Raw genomic sequence first — 14,898 nt, forward strand, 5'->3', positions numbered from 1 at the left:
CCGGCGCCAACCGCGCGGCCTTGCGTGAGATCAATGCAGCCTGCGCTTCAGCCGCTATCCGACAGCAACCAGGGGTCGCGCCATATCCCGGCCGCCCACCCATCAGTAAGGAGGCCACCATGCGGGTCGTAGACGTGATGACACGCAACATCGTCAGCGTGACGCCCCAAGCCACTTTATCCCAGGCGATCGACCTCATGGTCCGCTCGCACATAAGCGGCCTGCCCGTTGTCACCGAGGACGGCCGGCTGGCCGGAATCCTCAGCGAAGGGGACCTGCTGCGCCGCCCCGAACTCGGCACGGAAAAGATCGGGGCAAGCTGGTTCAGTTCCCTGTTCAAGGCAGGGCATCTGGCGCAGGCCTATGCACAGACCCATGGGCGGCGGGTCGATGAGGTGATGACCAGGGACGTCGTCGTCGTCGCTCCGAACCAGCGGCTCGAGGAAGCCGTGCTCCTCATGGAACAGCACGGCATCAAGCGCTTGCCTGTCGTCGAAAACGACAGGGTCGTCGGCCTGCTGTCCCGCGCAGATCTGGTGCGGACCCTAGCCGAGTTCCTGCGCCAGCCCTATGAGGAACAGCCGGTCAGCGACGAAGGCATCAAGGCCACGATCGAGGCCGAGTTCCAGGCCCAGCCATGGGCGCCGGCCGGCGCCATCCGGGTCGAGGTCCAGAACGGCCGGGTGGAACTGAGCGGTGTGATCACCGATGAAAACCAGCGCAGCGCCATCCGGATCATCGCCGAGAACACGCCCGGCGTGCAATCGGTACGCGACAATATCAGCTGGGTCGAACCGATGACCGGTATTGTCCTGTCTGCCCCGGAAAGCCAGGACAAGACGAACTGAGCCCTTCTCTGCTTTGCACCGGATGGGAGAAACGCGACCGGCCGTCGCGATCAAGCCGAGCCACGGCCGTCGCGTATCATCGAAAAATAGTCGTCGCCGCCGACCTGACCGCCTTTGAGCGCGATCTCCAGGCCATCGAAGGCCGGCGCGTCCGCATAGGCCGTGCACAGGGGGGAGCCGGGGCATGACGGCAAGGGCAGCCTCGTCGTCAGCGCGAAGATTCCAAGCTCGCGCAAGGCGTGGCTGGACGTGTCGCCGCCGGCGATGACCGCCCGGCGCAGGCCCGCCCGTTCGACGAGGGCCTTCTGGATCCGGCCCAGCGCCACGCCGATGCGGTTGCGGTCCCCGTCGTCCTCGAACCCGTCACCGATGTCGGTGCCTGGTCCGAGCGCGGTGTAGAGGACGACGCTGCGTCCCTGCTCCAGCCTTTCAAGGCCGGTGGTGACGGCTTCGGCAATGGCCGCCTCGCCATGGCTGATGAGCGCACGCGGGTCCAGCGCAACGCCGTCAAACCCGTTGGCGGTGGCATGGCGGATCTGCCGCTCCGTGGTGGGGGAGCAGCTCCCCGACACCACGGCGATGCGATCGGCAATGCCGGGCGCGGCAAAGGAGCTTTTCCCGCCGACAAGGCCGGTTTCCCGCCAGGCGCGCAGCAGCGCATATTCGACCCCCGAAGACCCGGCCACGAAGGGCCCGAGCCTTGGCTGCAGGCGCAGGAGCTGGCGCCCTGCCTGCAGTTGCGTGGCATCGTCGTTGACATCGAGGAGGACGATGTCCTCGCCTCTCGCCAGCACGGCATCGACGATGTCGTCGGCATCGGCCGCTGCCAGCGCCGCGATGTCGACGAGGCCGATGCTGCCCCGCGTCTGCCGGGCAAGGTGCAGGCGAAGGTCCGCCTCGTCCATCGGCGTCACCGGATGGCGGCTCATCACCGGATGGCGGTCGATGCGATAGACCTGGCCCTGATAGCCGGCGAACAGGGTACCGAAGCTGGTGTAGCGCCGGAGCTGGGGCGCACCGACCACCAGCGGGACCTGCCGCTGTCCGAAGACGTTGCTGCCGATCTCGATGGCCCGGCCGATATTGCCGACCGCCGGACTGGAGTCGAAGGTGGAGCAAACCTTGTAGTGGCAGACGCCTGCTCCGAGCTGCTTCAGCCATTCGAGGGCCGGGGTGAGCTCGGCATCCATCCACGCCGGACTTTGGCTGCGGCTGGTGCCGGCGAGGCCGATGGCGTCGCACTCGCCCAGGCGTTCGCGCTGCGCCGCGGTGGGCGGCTGGAGGAACAGGGCGGTACGCACGCCATGGGAGGCCAGTGCCTCCATCACATCGGTGGAGCCGGTGAAGTCGTCGCCATAATAGGAGAGCAGCAAGCCCGACATCGTTCTTTCCTTGTAGGGCTCAGGATGCAGCGGCGTCGGCGCCGAATTTCTGCAGGGATTGAGCGAGTTCGCGATGCTCGCGCGCATAGGCTTCGAGCGGCACGCCCTCGACCGCGGCCTCCCAGGCTTGCCTGACAGCGCGCACGCCCGCCGCCGGGCCGCCGGGATGGCTGACCACCCCGCCACCGCACAGATAGAGCAGGTCCACGGTCTTGCCGGTACGGGCATAGGTATCCGGCGCCTGGCCGCCCCATTGGCCCGAACAGACGACCGGCACGGGACAGACATCGCCCTCGAACAGGGGCGTCGTCACCGCCTGGAAGGAGCGCACGAAAGATTCGTCCGACTCCCAGTATTTGGCGCGGATACCGTTGATCTGGAACTGATCGATGCCGAGCAGCCGCCAGAACTGCTGGTAGACCTCGAAATCCATGCCGAGGCCGGGATGCCGCGTGAGGATATCCCAGCCATTGCGATGGGCGTGCAACGCCAGATGCGAGCGCTTGCGCAGGAAAGACAGACCGCCAAGGCCCACCGAATTGATGTTGATCACCGCAGCATTGCCGCCGGCCCGCACGACGATGTCGTGGTTGCGCATCATCTCTTCGGGATCGCAATGCGAGATGCCGAAGGCATACATCACCTTCTTACCGGTTTTCTGCTCATGATCGAGGATGACGGGCATGATCGCCTTCACACGATCCTCGAGGCTGGAATAGGCCGGGCTCGCCAGCTTCTCGTCGTCCTTGATGAAGTCGACCTCTGCTTCGACGAGTTCGCGCACCTGCTCGGCCGATTCGGGCGGGCGCAGGCCCAGGGCAGGCTTGACGATGGAGCCGATCACCGGCCGGTCGGCGACACCGGTCAGCCGCCGGGTACCCGCCATCCCGAATTGCGGGCCGGGATAGGCAGCCGTGAAGGCCTCTGGCAATTGCATGCCGGCGACGCGAATACCGCTGAACCCCTTGATCGAATAGACGCCGCCTATAGTGATCGTCATCAGCGCCGCCAGGTCGGTGCCGATCGCCTCGATCGGAAAATCGATGTCGACATCGGCACGCCGATAGATTGCGCCGACCGGTGCCGACGGGTCGGGAATCGAGGGAACATCCAAGGCCTCCAGGGGGCGGATTGCCGCGACCCGTGCGGCGACACGCGCCTTGAGCTCCGGCGTCTCGCCCGGCAGGCTGACGAAGGTACCGGTCGACTGATCACTGGCAATCTTGGCGGCCAGCTTCTCGACATCGCCGGCCGTCTCGATGCGATAGGTCATGCGGATGACGGACATGGTACCCATTCAGTCTGGGCACTCGCAGCGCCCGGTCTGGAATTGCTTAACAGGTATGATGAGTATATCATGACTTAAGTTGAAGCAATGGAAATTCGCCTTGTCTGTTTCCGGACAGCGGTGGCACTGTTGCAGGAGCGGACTTGCCTCGCGGAAGAACAGGCGGCAAAGACTGCCGAACCCACGGCCTCAACCGGAATGCCCCATGCCCCTCACCGATCAACGCATTGTCCGTCGCAAGCTCTCCGATGAGGTTTTCGACCGCCTCAAGGCGCTGATCACCGGCGGGGAACTGCAGCCGGGAGACCCCTTCCCTTCCGAACGCGAATTGATGGACCGCCTTGGTGTCGGCCGTCCCGCCATCCGCGAAGCCATGCAGCAGCTGAGCATTTTCGGCCTGCTCACCATTTCCCATGGCGAGCGCGCGCGCGTTCGCCAGCCGACCGCCAAATCGATCTTCCAGCAGGTCGACGATGCCGCCAGCGTGCTCCTGTCGAGCTCCCCGGCCTCGCTGGAGCATCTGAAGGAGGCGCGCCGTTTCTTCGAGCTGGGCATGGTGCGCCAGGCGGCGCAGAAGGCCGACGCACAGGCGGTCACCGGGTTGCAGGAAGCCCTGGCGCGCCAGCGCGCAAGCCTTGGCGACGCCGATGCCTTCATCAATGCGGACATGCTGTTCCACACGCGCATCGCCGCCATCTCCGGCAACCCGCTGTTCGAGGCGATGAGCGAAGCCATGCTCGGCTGGCTGAAGCAGTACCACACCGACTTGCTGATCTGGACCGGCAAGGAGAACTATACCCTCTCCGAGCATGAGGACATCCTCAACCGCATCATCGCGCATGATCCGGACGGGGCCGAACAGGCGATGGTCCGACACCTCGATCGTTCCGCCTCGCTCTACGTTCACCAGACCGTAGCGTCGGCCTGAGAAAGCGTCGAAGAATAAACGAATTGAATTGGTTTGACCTTTGTCATTGCCGGGCTTGACCTGGCAATCCAGCTCCCCATCCAGTCTTTTGAAGACGGGGCCGCTGGATGCCCGGGTCAAGCCCGGGCATGACAAAGGCGGCGTTTCAGTTATTTCCAGACAATTCCTAAACGCCCCAGCGGGAGGAACGAAGCGCCAGGGATGCCGACGCCTCGTGGCTCATGGGGCGGGCGGCATCAGATCGAGGCCATCTCGATCGTCTGGCCACTGGCGGCGCTGGCATAGGCCGCCTCGACCAGGGCCATCGTGGCGATGTTGTCCCGCCCGCTGGTAGAGGGTTCCTTGCCGTTGCGCAGGCAATGCAACCAATGGCGCTGGATGGCGAGCACGCTCTCCTGGATATTGTGCCAAGGACGCGAGGCCCAGGGCAGCAGAGGCGGCGACAGATCGACCTCCTCGCGCCCGCCGGGCCCGTTCACGACGAGCCGATAGCCCGTGCCGAGCAGCAGCGTGCCCGCCGAACCGTCGATCTCGACGAGCGTCTCGGGGAAAGGATCGACCGGCAGCCTTGTGGCATAGCTGCAGTCGACCACCGAGGACAGGCCGCCCTCGTGATCGAGCAGCATCGTGGCGACGTCCTCGCCCTTGATGGCAGGGTTGACCCGCTGGGTGCGCGCGCTCAGCTGAGTCACTTCGCCAAACAGGAAGCGGGCGATGTCGAGGATATGGATGCCCAGGTCCTCGATGATAAAACGCTTGCCTTCGGCGAGATAGGGCTGGCCGCTGAAGACGTCGAAGCCGGAACGGAAGGACACGCGCGCCCAGAAAGGCCGGCCGATGGCATTGGCGTCGAGACGCGTCTTCACAGCCTGGATCGCACTCTGCCAGCGGAAATTCTCGTGCACCATCAGCGGCACGCCGGCGAGGCGGCAGGCCTCGACCATCGCGCGCGCATCCGCCATCGAAAGCGCGAAGGGCTTCTGGCAGATGACGGGAATTCCCATCTTCGCCGCGAGCTCGACGAGCGGGCCGTGGCTCGCCACGGTGGTGGCGATATCGACGAAATCCGGCTTCTCCGCCTCGAGCATCTGCTCGGCATCGCCATAGCGCCTGTCGATGCCGAAAAGGTCGCCCGCCTGAGCGAGACGTTCCGGATCGCGGTCGCAGAGGGCAACGATGTCGACGCCCTCGGCGTCTCGCCAGGCATGGAGCTGGTTGATGGCGAAGAAGCCGCAACCGATCAGGGCACCGCGATAGGACGCCATCAGGCCAGCCTCGCCATCTGGCGCAAGGCAACACGCTGCTGCAGCCGGCGCTGGGCCTGGTCCACCACCACGGCGATGACGATCACAAGGCCCTTGATCACCATCTGCCAGAACTCGCTGACCCCCATCATCACCAGCCCGTCGGAGAGGAGGCCGATGACGAAGGCACCGATGATGGTACCGCCGATGGTACCGCGCCCGCCCGACATCGAGGTGCCGCCGAGCACGGCCGCGGCGATGGCGTTGAGTTCGAAGCTCTCGCCGGTGGCCGGATGCGAAGCCATCAATTCGGAAGAAACCACCAGGCCGACGACGGCGGCGCAAAAGCCCGAGAACATGTAGACGAAGAGCTTCACCCGGTTGACCCGGATACCCGATAGCCCCGCGGCGCGCTCATTGCCGCCCACGGCGAAGATGTGGCGGCCGAGTGGCGTGCAGCGCGCCATATAGGCGGCAGCCAGCGCCAGCACGGCAAGGATCCAGACCGAGGCCGGCAGGCCGAGGAGGCGTCCGGCTCCCAGGACGGCATAGCCCTGCGTACCGAAATCGGGGCGTCCGACCAGATTGGGGAAGGTCGCGCCATCGGATGAGAGAAGCGCCAGGCCGCGGGCGATATAAAGCGTGCCAAGCGTCGCGATGAAGGGCGCGACATTGAGCTTGGTGATCAGCAATCCGTTGACGGCGCCGATCAGGATGCCCACCAGCAGGGTGATCGCCATCACCTCGTAGATGTTGAAGAAGATGGTGTAGCCGATGCGAAGGTCCAGGCCATTGAGAATCAGCCAGCCGGCGACCATGCCGCACAGGCCCACGATCGATCCGACCGACAGGTCGATGCCGCCGGTGACGATGACGAAGGTCATGCCCATCGCCAGGAACGCATTCAGCGCCACGTGCTTCGACATCAGGATGAGATTGGCCGTGCTGAGGAAGTTCGGCGCCGCCAGCGAGAAGAAGATCAGCACGGCGAACAGGGCGATGAAGGTGCGCAGCTTCATCAGGTTCAGCGCAAGCGAGCCGCTTCCGGCGGACGGATGGTTCAAGGTGTCCTGCGCGACTGTCATGCCGGCGCTCCGTGATTTGCAGAAGATGGGGAAGGAACGGGGCCATGGCCGAGCGCGGAGGCAGCCACCACCTTGGCGGCCGTCGCCTCGGCCCGCTCGAACAGGGCGGTGAGCTTGCCGTTGCTCATCACGGCGATGCGATCCGACAGTGCCATCACCTCGTCGAGATCGGAGGTGACGAACAGGATGCCGAGGCCGTCGGCGGCGAGCCGCCGCATGGTGCGGAAGACATCGGCCTTGGCGCCGACATCGATGCCGCGGCTGGGCTCGTCCATCAGCAGCACTTTCGGGCCGGTCATCAGCGCCTTGCCGATCACCACCTTCTGCTGGTTGCCGCCGGACAGGGAACTCACCTCCAGCTCGGGATCGGCCACCTTGATCGACAAATCCTTGACGGCGGCGCGAATGGCGGCCTGCTCGCGGGCCCGCCGGATATGGAAGCCGACGAGGAAGCGACCGAAGGCGGCCATCGACAGATTGGCGGCGATCGAGAGGATGCTGACCAGCCCCTCCCTCTGCCGGTCTTCCGGGATCAGGGCCAGGCCCCGGCGGATGCGCCCCGTCACGTCCTTTTCCGCCACCGGCTTGCCGTCGACGAAGAGGCGGCCGGTGGCGTGGCGGTGGTGTCCCATCACGCATTCGAAGAATTCGCTGCGTCCGGCTCCCATCAATCCATAGATGCCGACGATTTCGCCCCGCCTGACCGACAGGGAGACATGGTCGACAGCGAGCCCTCCGCTCACCCGCGGCAGGCAGACGTCCTCCGCGCGGAAGACTTCCGGTCCGAGCGGATGATCCTGCGTCTTGGCGAAGTCCTTGGCGTCGGAGCCGATCATCTGGTGCACGATCCAGGGCACGTCGACATTGGCGATGCGCTCCTGCCCGGTGACACGGCCATCGCGCAGCACCGTGATGTAGTCACCGATGCGGATGAGCTCTTCGAGCCGGTGGGAAATGTAGACGATGGCGACGCCCCGCGCCTTGAGATCGGCGATGACGCGGAACAGGATCTCGACCTCGGCGGCACTGAGGGCGGAGGTCGGCTCGTCCATGATCAGGATGCGGGCATCCTGCGCCACCGCCTTCGCGATCTCGACCAGTTGCTGCTGGCCAATGCGCAGATCCTCCACCAGCGTGCGGGCATCGATGCCGGCCTCGAGCCGTTCCAGGAATTCGGCGGCACGGCGCTCCTGCTCGCGATGGTCGATGCCAAGGGGCAGCCGCACGATTTCGCGGGCCGCGAAGATGTTCTCGGCAACCGAGAGATTGCCGAACAGGTTGAGCTCCTGGAACACCATGCCGATGCCATGGGCGACCGCCTCCCCGGCATCGCGGAAGGTGACGGGCTTGCCGTCGAGCAGGATGCGTCCGTCCGTGGGCTGCACGACCCCGGCAATGATCTTCATCAGCGTGGACTTGCCGGCGCCGTTCTCGCCGACCAGCACGTTCACGGCACCGCGCCGCACGTCGAAATCGGCATGCCTGACGGCGACCGTGCCCGAATAGACCTTCGACACGCCTTCCAGGCGCAGGACGACGTCATGGTCGGGCATGACAGAGTGGCCCTCCTCCGTCATGACCCGGCCCCAAGGCTCAGTTCGGCGGGTGTCACCAGCGGCGGCTTGCCGCCCGGCTCGAACACATAGGCGCCGAGCACCGTCACGGAACGGCCGATCAGCTTTTCGCGCGGCAAAGCCTGCAGCACGTCGGCATTGACCCGGGCGTTGAAGGCCTTGCCGAACTGGGCATATTCGATCTGGTTCGTGAAGGCGTTGAAGGACACGAAATCAAGGCTGTCGCGCAGCGCCGTGCCACGGAGGGCCGGGCCGATCTGCACCACCATGTCGGCCTTGCCGTCCCCGTCGACATCGACGTCGATGGTGGCGGCGCGCGAGCCGGTATTCGCCGCCACGACGCGGCCCTCGGCCTTAACGACATAGGTCCAGGGCACGGTGCCTTCCTTGGCGCGATACCCATATTTCTGCCCGGCCTCGTCCGCACTCTTTGCGGCGAGGCCGCGCACGATGACGAAATCGCCTGCCTTCGCCTTGAGATAGGGCAGGACCTTGGCTGCCCAGATCGCGTCGACGGCCTTGTCCGGGTCGAAGACGGGGCCAACGCCCGAAGCGCCGACCTGTCGGGCAGCCTGTACTTCGGCAGTCGGCACGATCTTGCATGCAGCAAGGGTGAGCGCCATGGCGGCGATCATCAGCCTGTTTGCAAGCCTGGGCATGGATTGGCTCCGGCCTCGATTGTCGGGATCTGGAACGAGCCCGGGACGCCTCCCGCGAGGCCTATCGCAGTCACACATCTCAACTTCGCAAGAAAGAGCGCGACGATCCTTCCCCGGTTTCGGGGAAGGTGTCATTTCGTAGAAATGACGGAAGGGGGAGAGTGACGCCTGCAGGTCCGAACCTGGTGAGATCGCGCCGCTCGACCCCACCCGAGCCGGCTTTGCCGGCCCACCCTCCCCGAAGTCAGGGAGGGATTGCGGCGCCTTACTCGTTTTGGTCGAGATGTGTGAAGTCGAAGTCGATAGATCGCGAGGCGGGTCCCGAGCGACTTTCATCGCAGCGTCAATTCGCCAGTGCGAAGGTTTCGAGCTTGCCGGCATTGTCGGGCGTGATGAGCACGCAATCCATCAGCTGCTTTTCCTGCGCGGGGCCCTTCTTGGTCTTGATGTAGGTGTCGGCCTGCTCGACGGCGGTCTGGGCCTGGAGATAGGCGGGCTGCAGGACCGTCGCCTTGATGCCGCCCTGCTTGATGGAATCGCGCACATCGTTGGAACCGTCGAAGCCGACCACGATCACGTCCTTGCGACCGGCGGCCTGCAGCGCGGCGATCGCCCCCATCGCCATGGTGTCGTTGCCGGAGATCACGCCCTTGATGTCGGGATTGGCCTGCAGGATGGTCTCCATCTTGCTGTAGGCCTCGGTCTGGCTCCAATTGGCCGATTGGCGCGCGACCATCTTGAGGTCCGGATAGTCGTCGATGACGTCGTGGTAGCCCTTGGAGCGAATGCCGGCATTGGTGTCGGCCTCCCGGCCGACCAGTTCGACATAATTGCCCTTCTCGCCCATCAGCTTGACGAATTCCTGCGCGCCGGCCTGGGCGCCCTGGTAGTTGTTGGAAACGATCTGGGCGGCGGCGATGCCGGCGACATTGATCTCGCGATCGATCAGGAAGGAGGGCACGCCGGCATCCTTGGCCTTCTGCACGGCGGCGACCGTGGCGGCGGCACCGGCATTGTCGAGGATGATGGCCTTGGCCCCGCGGGCAATGGCGGTGTCGATCAGCTGAGACTGCTTGTTGGCGTCATCGTCATGCACCAGCACCAGCGTGTCGTAGCCCAACGCCTTGGCCTTGACCTCGGCGCCCTGCGCCTCCGCCTTGAAGAAGGGGTTGTCGTGCGACGGCGTGATGATGGCGATGAGATCGGCGGCCAGGGCCGTGCCCATTGTCGCCGATGCCATGACGCCGGCGAGCGCGGCTCCCAGCAGAAGTCGTTTCAAGCTCATGTCGTCCTCCCATTTGTGTCGACGGTTCAGTCCGGATGGCCGCCGGTTGTGTCCGGCGGATCTTGCTTGGCGAGGCCCGCCAATTCGCCCTCAGGGCCTGAGGGGCGCATAGGCCTGCGTGCCCTCCCCGCTTTTCCTGATCTCCCGCCCGACAAGGAAGGCGAGGACGGCCGAAAGCAGCATGAAAGCCCCCACGATGATCATCGGAGCCTGGTAGAGGCCGGTGTAGTCCTTGACGGCGCCGGTGACATAGGGCGCGGCGAAGCCGGCCACATTGCCGATGGTGTTGATGAGGGCGATGCCGGCAGCAGCCGCCGCACCCGACAGGAAACGCCCCGGCAAGGCCCAGAAATTCGGCAGGGCCGAGAAGATGGCGCAGGCCGTGACGGTGATGCAGGCGACCGTGGTTTCAGGCGACGGCATATAGAGCGCCAGCGGGATGCTGGCCGCGCCGACCAGCGCCGGAATGCCGATATGCCAGGCCCGCACCCCGCGCTTCGTCGCGTCGCGGCTCCACAAATAGAGCGCGATGGCCGCGGGAAGATAGGGAATGGCGATGACCAGCCCGGCCTGGAACACGGTGAACTTGGTGGCGAACTTCGCCTCGAAGCCGGAAACGATGGTGGGCAGGAAGAAGGCCAGTGCGTAGAGGCCATAGATCATGCCGAAATAGATCAGCGCCAGCATCCAGACCCGGCCGCTCGACAGGGCCGCGCCGATCGAACCATTGTGCGGCTCGCGCTTGGTACTGTCCTCGCGGGCAAGTTCGCCGATGAGCCAGGCCTTCTCCTCGGCGCTCAGCCACTTCGCGTCCTTGGGTGAATCCGGCAGGTAGAACCAGGTGACGATGCCGACCAGGACGGCCGGGATCGAGACGCCGAAGAACATGATCCGCCAGCCTTCGAGGCCGAAAAAGCCATGGGCCTGGATCAGGGAAGAAGCCAGCGGCGCGCCGATCACCGTCGTCATCGGCTGGGCGATGTAGAAGAGGGCGAGAATGTTGGCCCTGTGGCGGGCCGGCACCCAGGTGCTGAGATAGAGGATCGCGCCGGGGAAGAAGCCCGCCTCGGCGATGCCCAACAGGAAACGCAGGACATAGAGCTCGGCAACGCCGCTGACCCAGGTGAACAGCAGCGAAACGATGCCCCAGGTCACCATGATGCGGGCAAGCCAGCGGCGGCCGCCGAATTTATGCAGGGCCAGATTGCTGGGAATTTCCAGCAGGATGTAGCCGATGAAGAAGATGCCGGCGGCAAACCCGAATTGCGTGGCGGTAAGCCCGAGATCCTTGGTCAGGCCGTGCGGGCCGGCGAAGGAAATTGCGGTCCGGTCCAGGAAGTTGATGAAGAACATCAGGCCCAGGAACGGCGCGAGGCGCCAGGTCGCCTTACGAATGGCCGACCGTTCGACGGGGGCGATCGCGAGGGTATTCGAGCTCATTTTTCCTCCCAATGAGCAAAGCGTCGCCTCCTGTGTGTTCTTTTATGGAGGGCGCCGGCGGTAGGCTGCTCGACGGATCGTCGGCAAGCCCGGTCAAATGCGGGCAGCCGCCACCAAGGGGTGACGGCTGTCGCAAGGTCCCGTTCAGGTGATGCGGCGGATGCTGTCGGCGATCTCGTTCGGCTCGAAGACACGCTTCCAATCGTCCCGCATGAGGGCCGGCTTGCCGAAGGCGATGGCCTTGTTGCAGGCGTCGGAGAATACGCCCTTGACCTCGTCGAAGATCACGGCGCCGAGCACGTTCATGTGGCCGAGCAGGAAGTCGCGAGCCGCCTCGTGGGGAACGCCCCGGGCCACGACCTCGTCCATGGCCTCGCGCATCACCACCAGAAGGGTCGCGCAGACGGTCTCTGACAGACCCGGCTCCAGCAGCGCCATCTGCTCGACGGTGACGCGATGGGAGCGCATGACCGGTGCCCAGATCACCTTGGCGATCTCCTCGCCAAGCGCATAGGCACTCTCGGGGCCCTGCATCAGCGCGCTGACGATGTGCTGCTTGGCAGCGATGCCGCCGAAATGGTCCTGCTTGGCGGCCATCTCCGTCTCGTCGTTGAAGATCGGCGGGTGGCAGGGATGGGTGACGAAATAGGTCAGGTCCGGGCGATCCGGCAGATGGCCGGCGAAAGGCGCGGCGGCGTCGAGCACGACCACCATGGTGCCAGGCTCGAGCTTGTCGGTGATGCCGGCGGCAACCTTGCCGATCAGCGTATCCGGCACGGCGAGGATGACCACGTCGACCCCTTCCAGAGCCGCATCCGGCGCGACGCTGTCGAGGCCAAGGCCGGTCTTGAGACGTTCCTGGCCAGCTGCGCTCACCTCGACATGCCGCACCTCGAAGCTCGACGCCTTGAGGTTGCTGGCCAGCCGGTAGCCCATCTTTCCGCCGGCGCCAAAGAGCGCGATCGTCGTCATGCAGATCTCCTCTCGAATTCGAGAGGCTTATAGATCTACTGGTATGATGAGTCAATCATCACTTAAGATAATGACATTCTCTCGCCCCTTCCTCCGCTCACGAGTGCCGATGCCGCCATACCGGCGAACGGCCACATGCCGCGTGAGATGGCCCACGCAGCGGATAGATTATTATAAATATATCAACATATTATGGAGAATTTTGTAATTCAATTATCAGGAAGCATAGGCAACGCTTATGCCTCGCCTATGGCGGTGACGTGCCCTAGGCAGATTGCTGTGTTACCCGCGGAGGGTGGCTTACATCCCTGGCGCGGGCACCATCATCGACCACGGCGTGGCGCTACGCTTCCAGGCGCGCCTGCCACCATTGTATCGTCTCCGACAGCCGGTCGCGCATGGTCCCCATCGGTCGATATCCGACCTCGTTGCGCAGCCTCGTCACATCGGCAACGATGACCGGCGGTTCGTTGGGGCGATCCGGCAGGGCGCCGAAGCGGAGCTCTCCGACACCGCCCGCAACCGCGCGGATCTCTTCAGCCAATTCCTTGATGCACAAAGCTTCTCCCGAAGCGATGTTGACCGCGCCGTTGACCCTCGACACGGCAAGCCTCGCCAGGGCTTCGCCGGCGTCGCGCACATTGGAGAAATCCCTGACCTGCACGCCCGAGGACATCAGCACGGGACGCCGGGCCAGAAGATTCATGACGATCGAGGAGACCAGCCTGTTAGGGTGTTCATTCGGCCCGAACAGAAAGAACAACCTGCCCCAGGCGAACTCGATACCGCGCGTTGCAGCCAATTCCTCGATGATCCGGCGCGCGGCGTCCTTGGAAACAGCATAGAGCGTGCTTGGTCGAATATTGGTTTCCACTTCGCTGCAGGCATGACCTGACGAGAGGTCGTATTCCATGCAGGTGCCTGCACACACGATGCGCCGCACCCCCGCCTGATGGGCAGCGGAAACGAGCTGGATCGTCGCCACCGTCCATCGCAGATTTGCCTCCGCGTCCCAGAACTTTCCATGCTCCACATCCCAGGCCAGGTGAAGCACGACTTCCGGCTTGGATACGGCAAGGGCGACCTCCGCCATCGAAGGATCAAGCAGGTCGGCGACGATGATCTTGCATCCCTGCATGGTCGCGAGTTTACGCGAGACGACGAAGACTTCGTGCCCCGCCGCCGCGAGCGACGCGGCAGCCCATCTGCCAATAAACCCCGTCCCGCCTGTAACGAGTACACGCATTATTGCCTGCCCATGATATTACTCAGAAATCTGTATTGTAGCTGGCGCCGCCAAGATCCATGAGCAGCTTTCTCTTGATAACCTTGCGAATCTTGTAGACACGCCGATCAACATAGATCGGCAATATTGACTGAAGGATTAGCTTTTCAACCTTTGAATACTGAGATCGTTTGATATATAGGCGGCACTGTGCGGAAAATTTCTTGCGAAGCCCGGTCATCAATGCAAGCGGGGGAGAGGTCCCCTTCTGAGGCGAATACCCCTTGACGACGAGGCGCTGAACGAAGAGCGCCTCGGGCACGACGACGACCGCCTTTTCGAGCAGCGACGGGAACAGGATCAAATGATCGAGGGCCCAGGGATGGGAGAATGCGCGCCAGCATTCCTCAAAATCCGCAAGCAGCCGGTCCCGGCGCCACAGGCCGTAGAACCATCCGGCATGCGAATTGAACATCAGCTGGATGATCGAGATCAGGTTTGATTGACCGACAAAGGGCTTTGGGCGGCTGACGCGCACCGTCTTGCTGAGGGTTTGCGTGCGGGTGGTCGGCACGGCCACGTTTGCGCTCGGCTCAGCCACGAGAGAAACATAGAGCCTTTCGATATAGTCCGGCGCACACAGATCATCATGGGCACGCCACATGACGAACTCGGCTTCACAATCTCTCAGGACACTGAGGAAATTGGGCATCGCCCGAATATTTGTCGGATGCCTGATATATTTGACGCGGCTGTCCCTGGCTGCGAAATCCTGCGCAATCTCCGGCGTGGAGTCCTGAGAAGCGTTGTCGTATATGCGTATCTCGATATCTCGAAATGTCTGAGATATCAGGCACTCAAGACAGTCTCGCAGCTGCTCCGCGCCATTATAGACTGGAACACCTACTATCACTTTCGCAGTCATTGCATTTATCTACCTGCACCCGATGGACAGAAAGGCGACCCAG

Annotated in this window: 13 protein-coding genes; 2 read left to right on the forward strand and 11 right to left on the reverse strand. The window is 63.9% G+C overall.

Annotation, left to right across the window (positions count from 1 at the left end):
* The first annotated feature begins 119 nt into the window (after window positions 1–119).
* Window positions 120–848 carry a CBS domain-containing protein gene (locus ACTJKX_RS22040; protein ID WP_440726516.1) on the forward strand — a complete coding sequence of 243 codons (729 nt, stop codon included), beginning with the start codon at window positions 120–122 and terminating at the stop codon, window positions 846–848.
* Window positions 849–898: 50 nt separating this feature from the next.
* On the opposite strand, the gene ACTJKX_RS22045 is transcribed toward ACTJKX_RS22040, so the two are convergent.
* Together ACTJKX_RS22045 and oiaX are read right to left on the reverse strand one after the other, a co-directional pair.
* Window positions 899–2,230: a four-carbon acid sugar kinase family protein gene (locus tag ACTJKX_RS22045; protein ID WP_440726517.1), complete on the reverse strand. Its 1,332-nt coding sequence runs from the start codon at window positions 2,228–2,230 to the stop codon at window positions 899–901.
* Window positions 2,231–2,249: 19 nt separating this feature from the next.
* Window positions 2,250–3,527, reverse strand: coding sequence for a 3-oxo-isoapionate-4-phosphate decarboxylase OiaX (gene oiaX / locus ACTJKX_RS22050; RefSeq protein ID WP_394312785.1), 1,278 nt, complete (start codon window positions 3,525–3,527; stop codon window positions 2,250–2,252).
* A gap of 196 nt (window positions 3,528–3,723) precedes the next feature.
* On the opposite strand from oiaX, the gene ACTJKX_RS22055 reads away from it, so the two are divergent.
* The gene (locus ACTJKX_RS22055) at window positions 3,724–4,446 is read left to right on the forward strand and encodes a transcriptional regulator NanR (protein ID WP_311943496.1); all 723 of its coding nucleotides are present in this window, start codon (window positions 3,724–3,726) and stop codon (window positions 4,444–4,446) included.
* A gap of 236 nt (window positions 4,447–4,682) precedes the next feature.
* On the opposite strand, the gene ACTJKX_RS22060 is transcribed toward ACTJKX_RS22055, so the two are convergent.
* The 9 genes from ACTJKX_RS22060 to ACTJKX_RS22100 all read right to left on the reverse strand — a co-directional run bounded on the left by ACTJKX_RS22060 (window position 4,683) and on the right by ACTJKX_RS22100 (window position 14,855).
* Window positions 4,683–5,711 carry a Gfo/Idh/MocA family protein gene (locus ACTJKX_RS22060; protein WP_394312789.1) on the reverse strand — a complete coding sequence of 343 codons (1,029 nt, stop codon included), beginning with the start codon at window positions 5,709–5,711 and terminating at the stop codon, window positions 4,683–4,685.
* Window positions 5,711–6,775 (reverse strand): ABC transporter permease, encoded by a 1,065-nt coding sequence (locus ACTJKX_RS22065; RefSeq protein WP_440726518.1) that lies wholly within the window; start codon window positions 6,773–6,775, stop codon window positions 5,711–5,713. Before ACTJKX_RS22065 ends, ACTJKX_RS22060 begins: the two co-directional genes overlap by 1 nt.
* Complete coding sequence (locus ACTJKX_RS22070) at window positions 6,772–8,328, reverse strand: sugar ABC transporter ATP-binding protein (RefSeq protein ID WP_440726519.1); 1,557 nt, start codon at window positions 8,326–8,328, stop codon at window positions 6,772–6,774. Before ACTJKX_RS22070 ends, ACTJKX_RS22065 begins: the two co-directional genes overlap by 4 nt.
* Window positions 8,329–8,348: 20 nt before the next feature.
* Entirely contained in the window at window positions 8,349–9,008 is a 660-nt protein-coding gene (locus tag ACTJKX_RS22075; protein WP_440726520.1) for a DUF2291 family protein, read from the reverse strand.
* A gap of 343 nt (window positions 9,009–9,351) precedes the next feature.
* Window positions 9,352–10,293 (reverse strand): D-ribose ABC transporter substrate-binding protein, encoded by a 942-nt coding sequence (locus tag ACTJKX_RS22080; protein WP_440726521.1) that lies wholly within the window; start codon window positions 10,291–10,293, stop codon window positions 9,352–9,354.
* A gap of 90 nt (window positions 10,294–10,383) precedes the next feature.
* Window positions 10,384–11,733 (reverse strand): MFS transporter, encoded by a 1,350-nt coding sequence (locus ACTJKX_RS22085; protein WP_440726522.1) that lies wholly within the window; start codon window positions 11,731–11,733, stop codon window positions 10,384–10,386.
* A gap of 144 nt (window positions 11,734–11,877) precedes the next feature.
* Window positions 11,878–12,705, reverse strand: coding sequence for a phosphogluconate dehydrogenase C-terminal domain-containing protein (locus ACTJKX_RS22090; RefSeq protein ID WP_367624560.1), 828 nt, complete (start codon window positions 12,703–12,705; stop codon window positions 11,878–11,880).
* Between the two features lie 343 nt (window positions 12,706–13,048).
* Window positions 13,049–13,951 carry an NAD-dependent epimerase/dehydratase family protein gene (locus tag ACTJKX_RS22095; protein ID WP_440726523.1) on the reverse strand — a complete coding sequence of 301 codons (903 nt, stop codon included), beginning with the start codon at window positions 13,949–13,951 and terminating at the stop codon, window positions 13,049–13,051.
* A 22-nt stretch (window positions 13,952–13,973) separates the two neighbouring features.
* A complete protein-coding gene (locus ACTJKX_RS22100; protein ID WP_440726524.1) occupies window positions 13,974–14,855 on the reverse strand; it encodes a glycosyltransferase family 2 protein in 882 nt (293 codons plus the stop codon).
* Between the last annotated feature and the right edge of the window lie 43 nt (window positions 14,856–14,898).

Source organism: Labrys sp. 22185, assembly GCF_052045555.1.
Taxonomy (GTDB): Bacteria; Pseudomonadota; Alphaproteobacteria; order Rhizobiales; family Labraceae; genus Labrys; species Labrys neptuniae.

Coding starts and splice junctions, on each gene's coding strand:
- ACTJKX_RS22040 (WP_440726516.1), top strand. CDS start 120: ATGCGGGTCGTAGACGTGATGACACGCAACATCGTCAGCGTGACGCCC.
- ACTJKX_RS22045 (WP_440726517.1), bottom strand. CDS start 2,230: ATGTCGGGCTTGCTGCTCTCCTATTATGGCGACGACTTCACCGGCTCC.
- oiaX (WP_394312785.1), bottom strand. CDS start 3,527: ATGGGTACCATGTCCGTCATCCGCATGACCTATCGCATCGAGACGGCC.
- ACTJKX_RS22055 (WP_311943496.1), top strand. CDS start 3,724: ATGCCCCTCACCGATCAACGCATTGTCCGTCGCAAGCTCTCCGATGAG.
- ACTJKX_RS22060 (WP_394312789.1), bottom strand. CDS start 5,711: ATGGCGTCCTATCGCGGTGCCCTGATCGGTTGCGGCTTCTTCGCCATC.
- ACTJKX_RS22065 (WP_440726518.1), bottom strand. CDS start 6,775: ATGACAGTCGCGCAGGACACCTTGAACCATCCGTCCGCCGGAAGCGGC.
- ACTJKX_RS22070 (WP_440726519.1), bottom strand. CDS start 8,328: ATGCCCGACCATGACGTCGTCCTGCGCCTGGAAGGCGTGTCGAAGGTC.
- ACTJKX_RS22075 (WP_440726520.1), bottom strand. CDS start 9,008: ATGCCCAGGCTTGCAAACAGGCTGATGATCGCCGCCATGGCGCTCACC.
- ACTJKX_RS22080 (WP_440726521.1), bottom strand. CDS start 10,293: ATGAGCTTGAAACGACTTCTGCTGGGAGCCGCGCTCGCCGGCGTCATG.
- ACTJKX_RS22085 (WP_440726522.1), bottom strand. CDS start 11,733: ATGAGCTCGAATACCCTCGCGATCGCCCCCGTCGAACGGTCGGCCATT.
- ACTJKX_RS22090 (WP_367624560.1), bottom strand. CDS start 12,705: ATGACGACGATCGCGCTCTTTGGCGCCGGCGGAAAGATGGGCTACCGG.
- ACTJKX_RS22095 (WP_440726523.1), bottom strand. CDS start 13,951: ATGCGTGTACTCGTTACAGGCGGGACGGGGTTTATTGGCAGATGGGCT.
- ACTJKX_RS22100 (WP_440726524.1), bottom strand. CDS start 14,855: ATGACTGCGAAAGTGATAGTAGGTGTTCCAGTCTATAATGGCGCGGAG.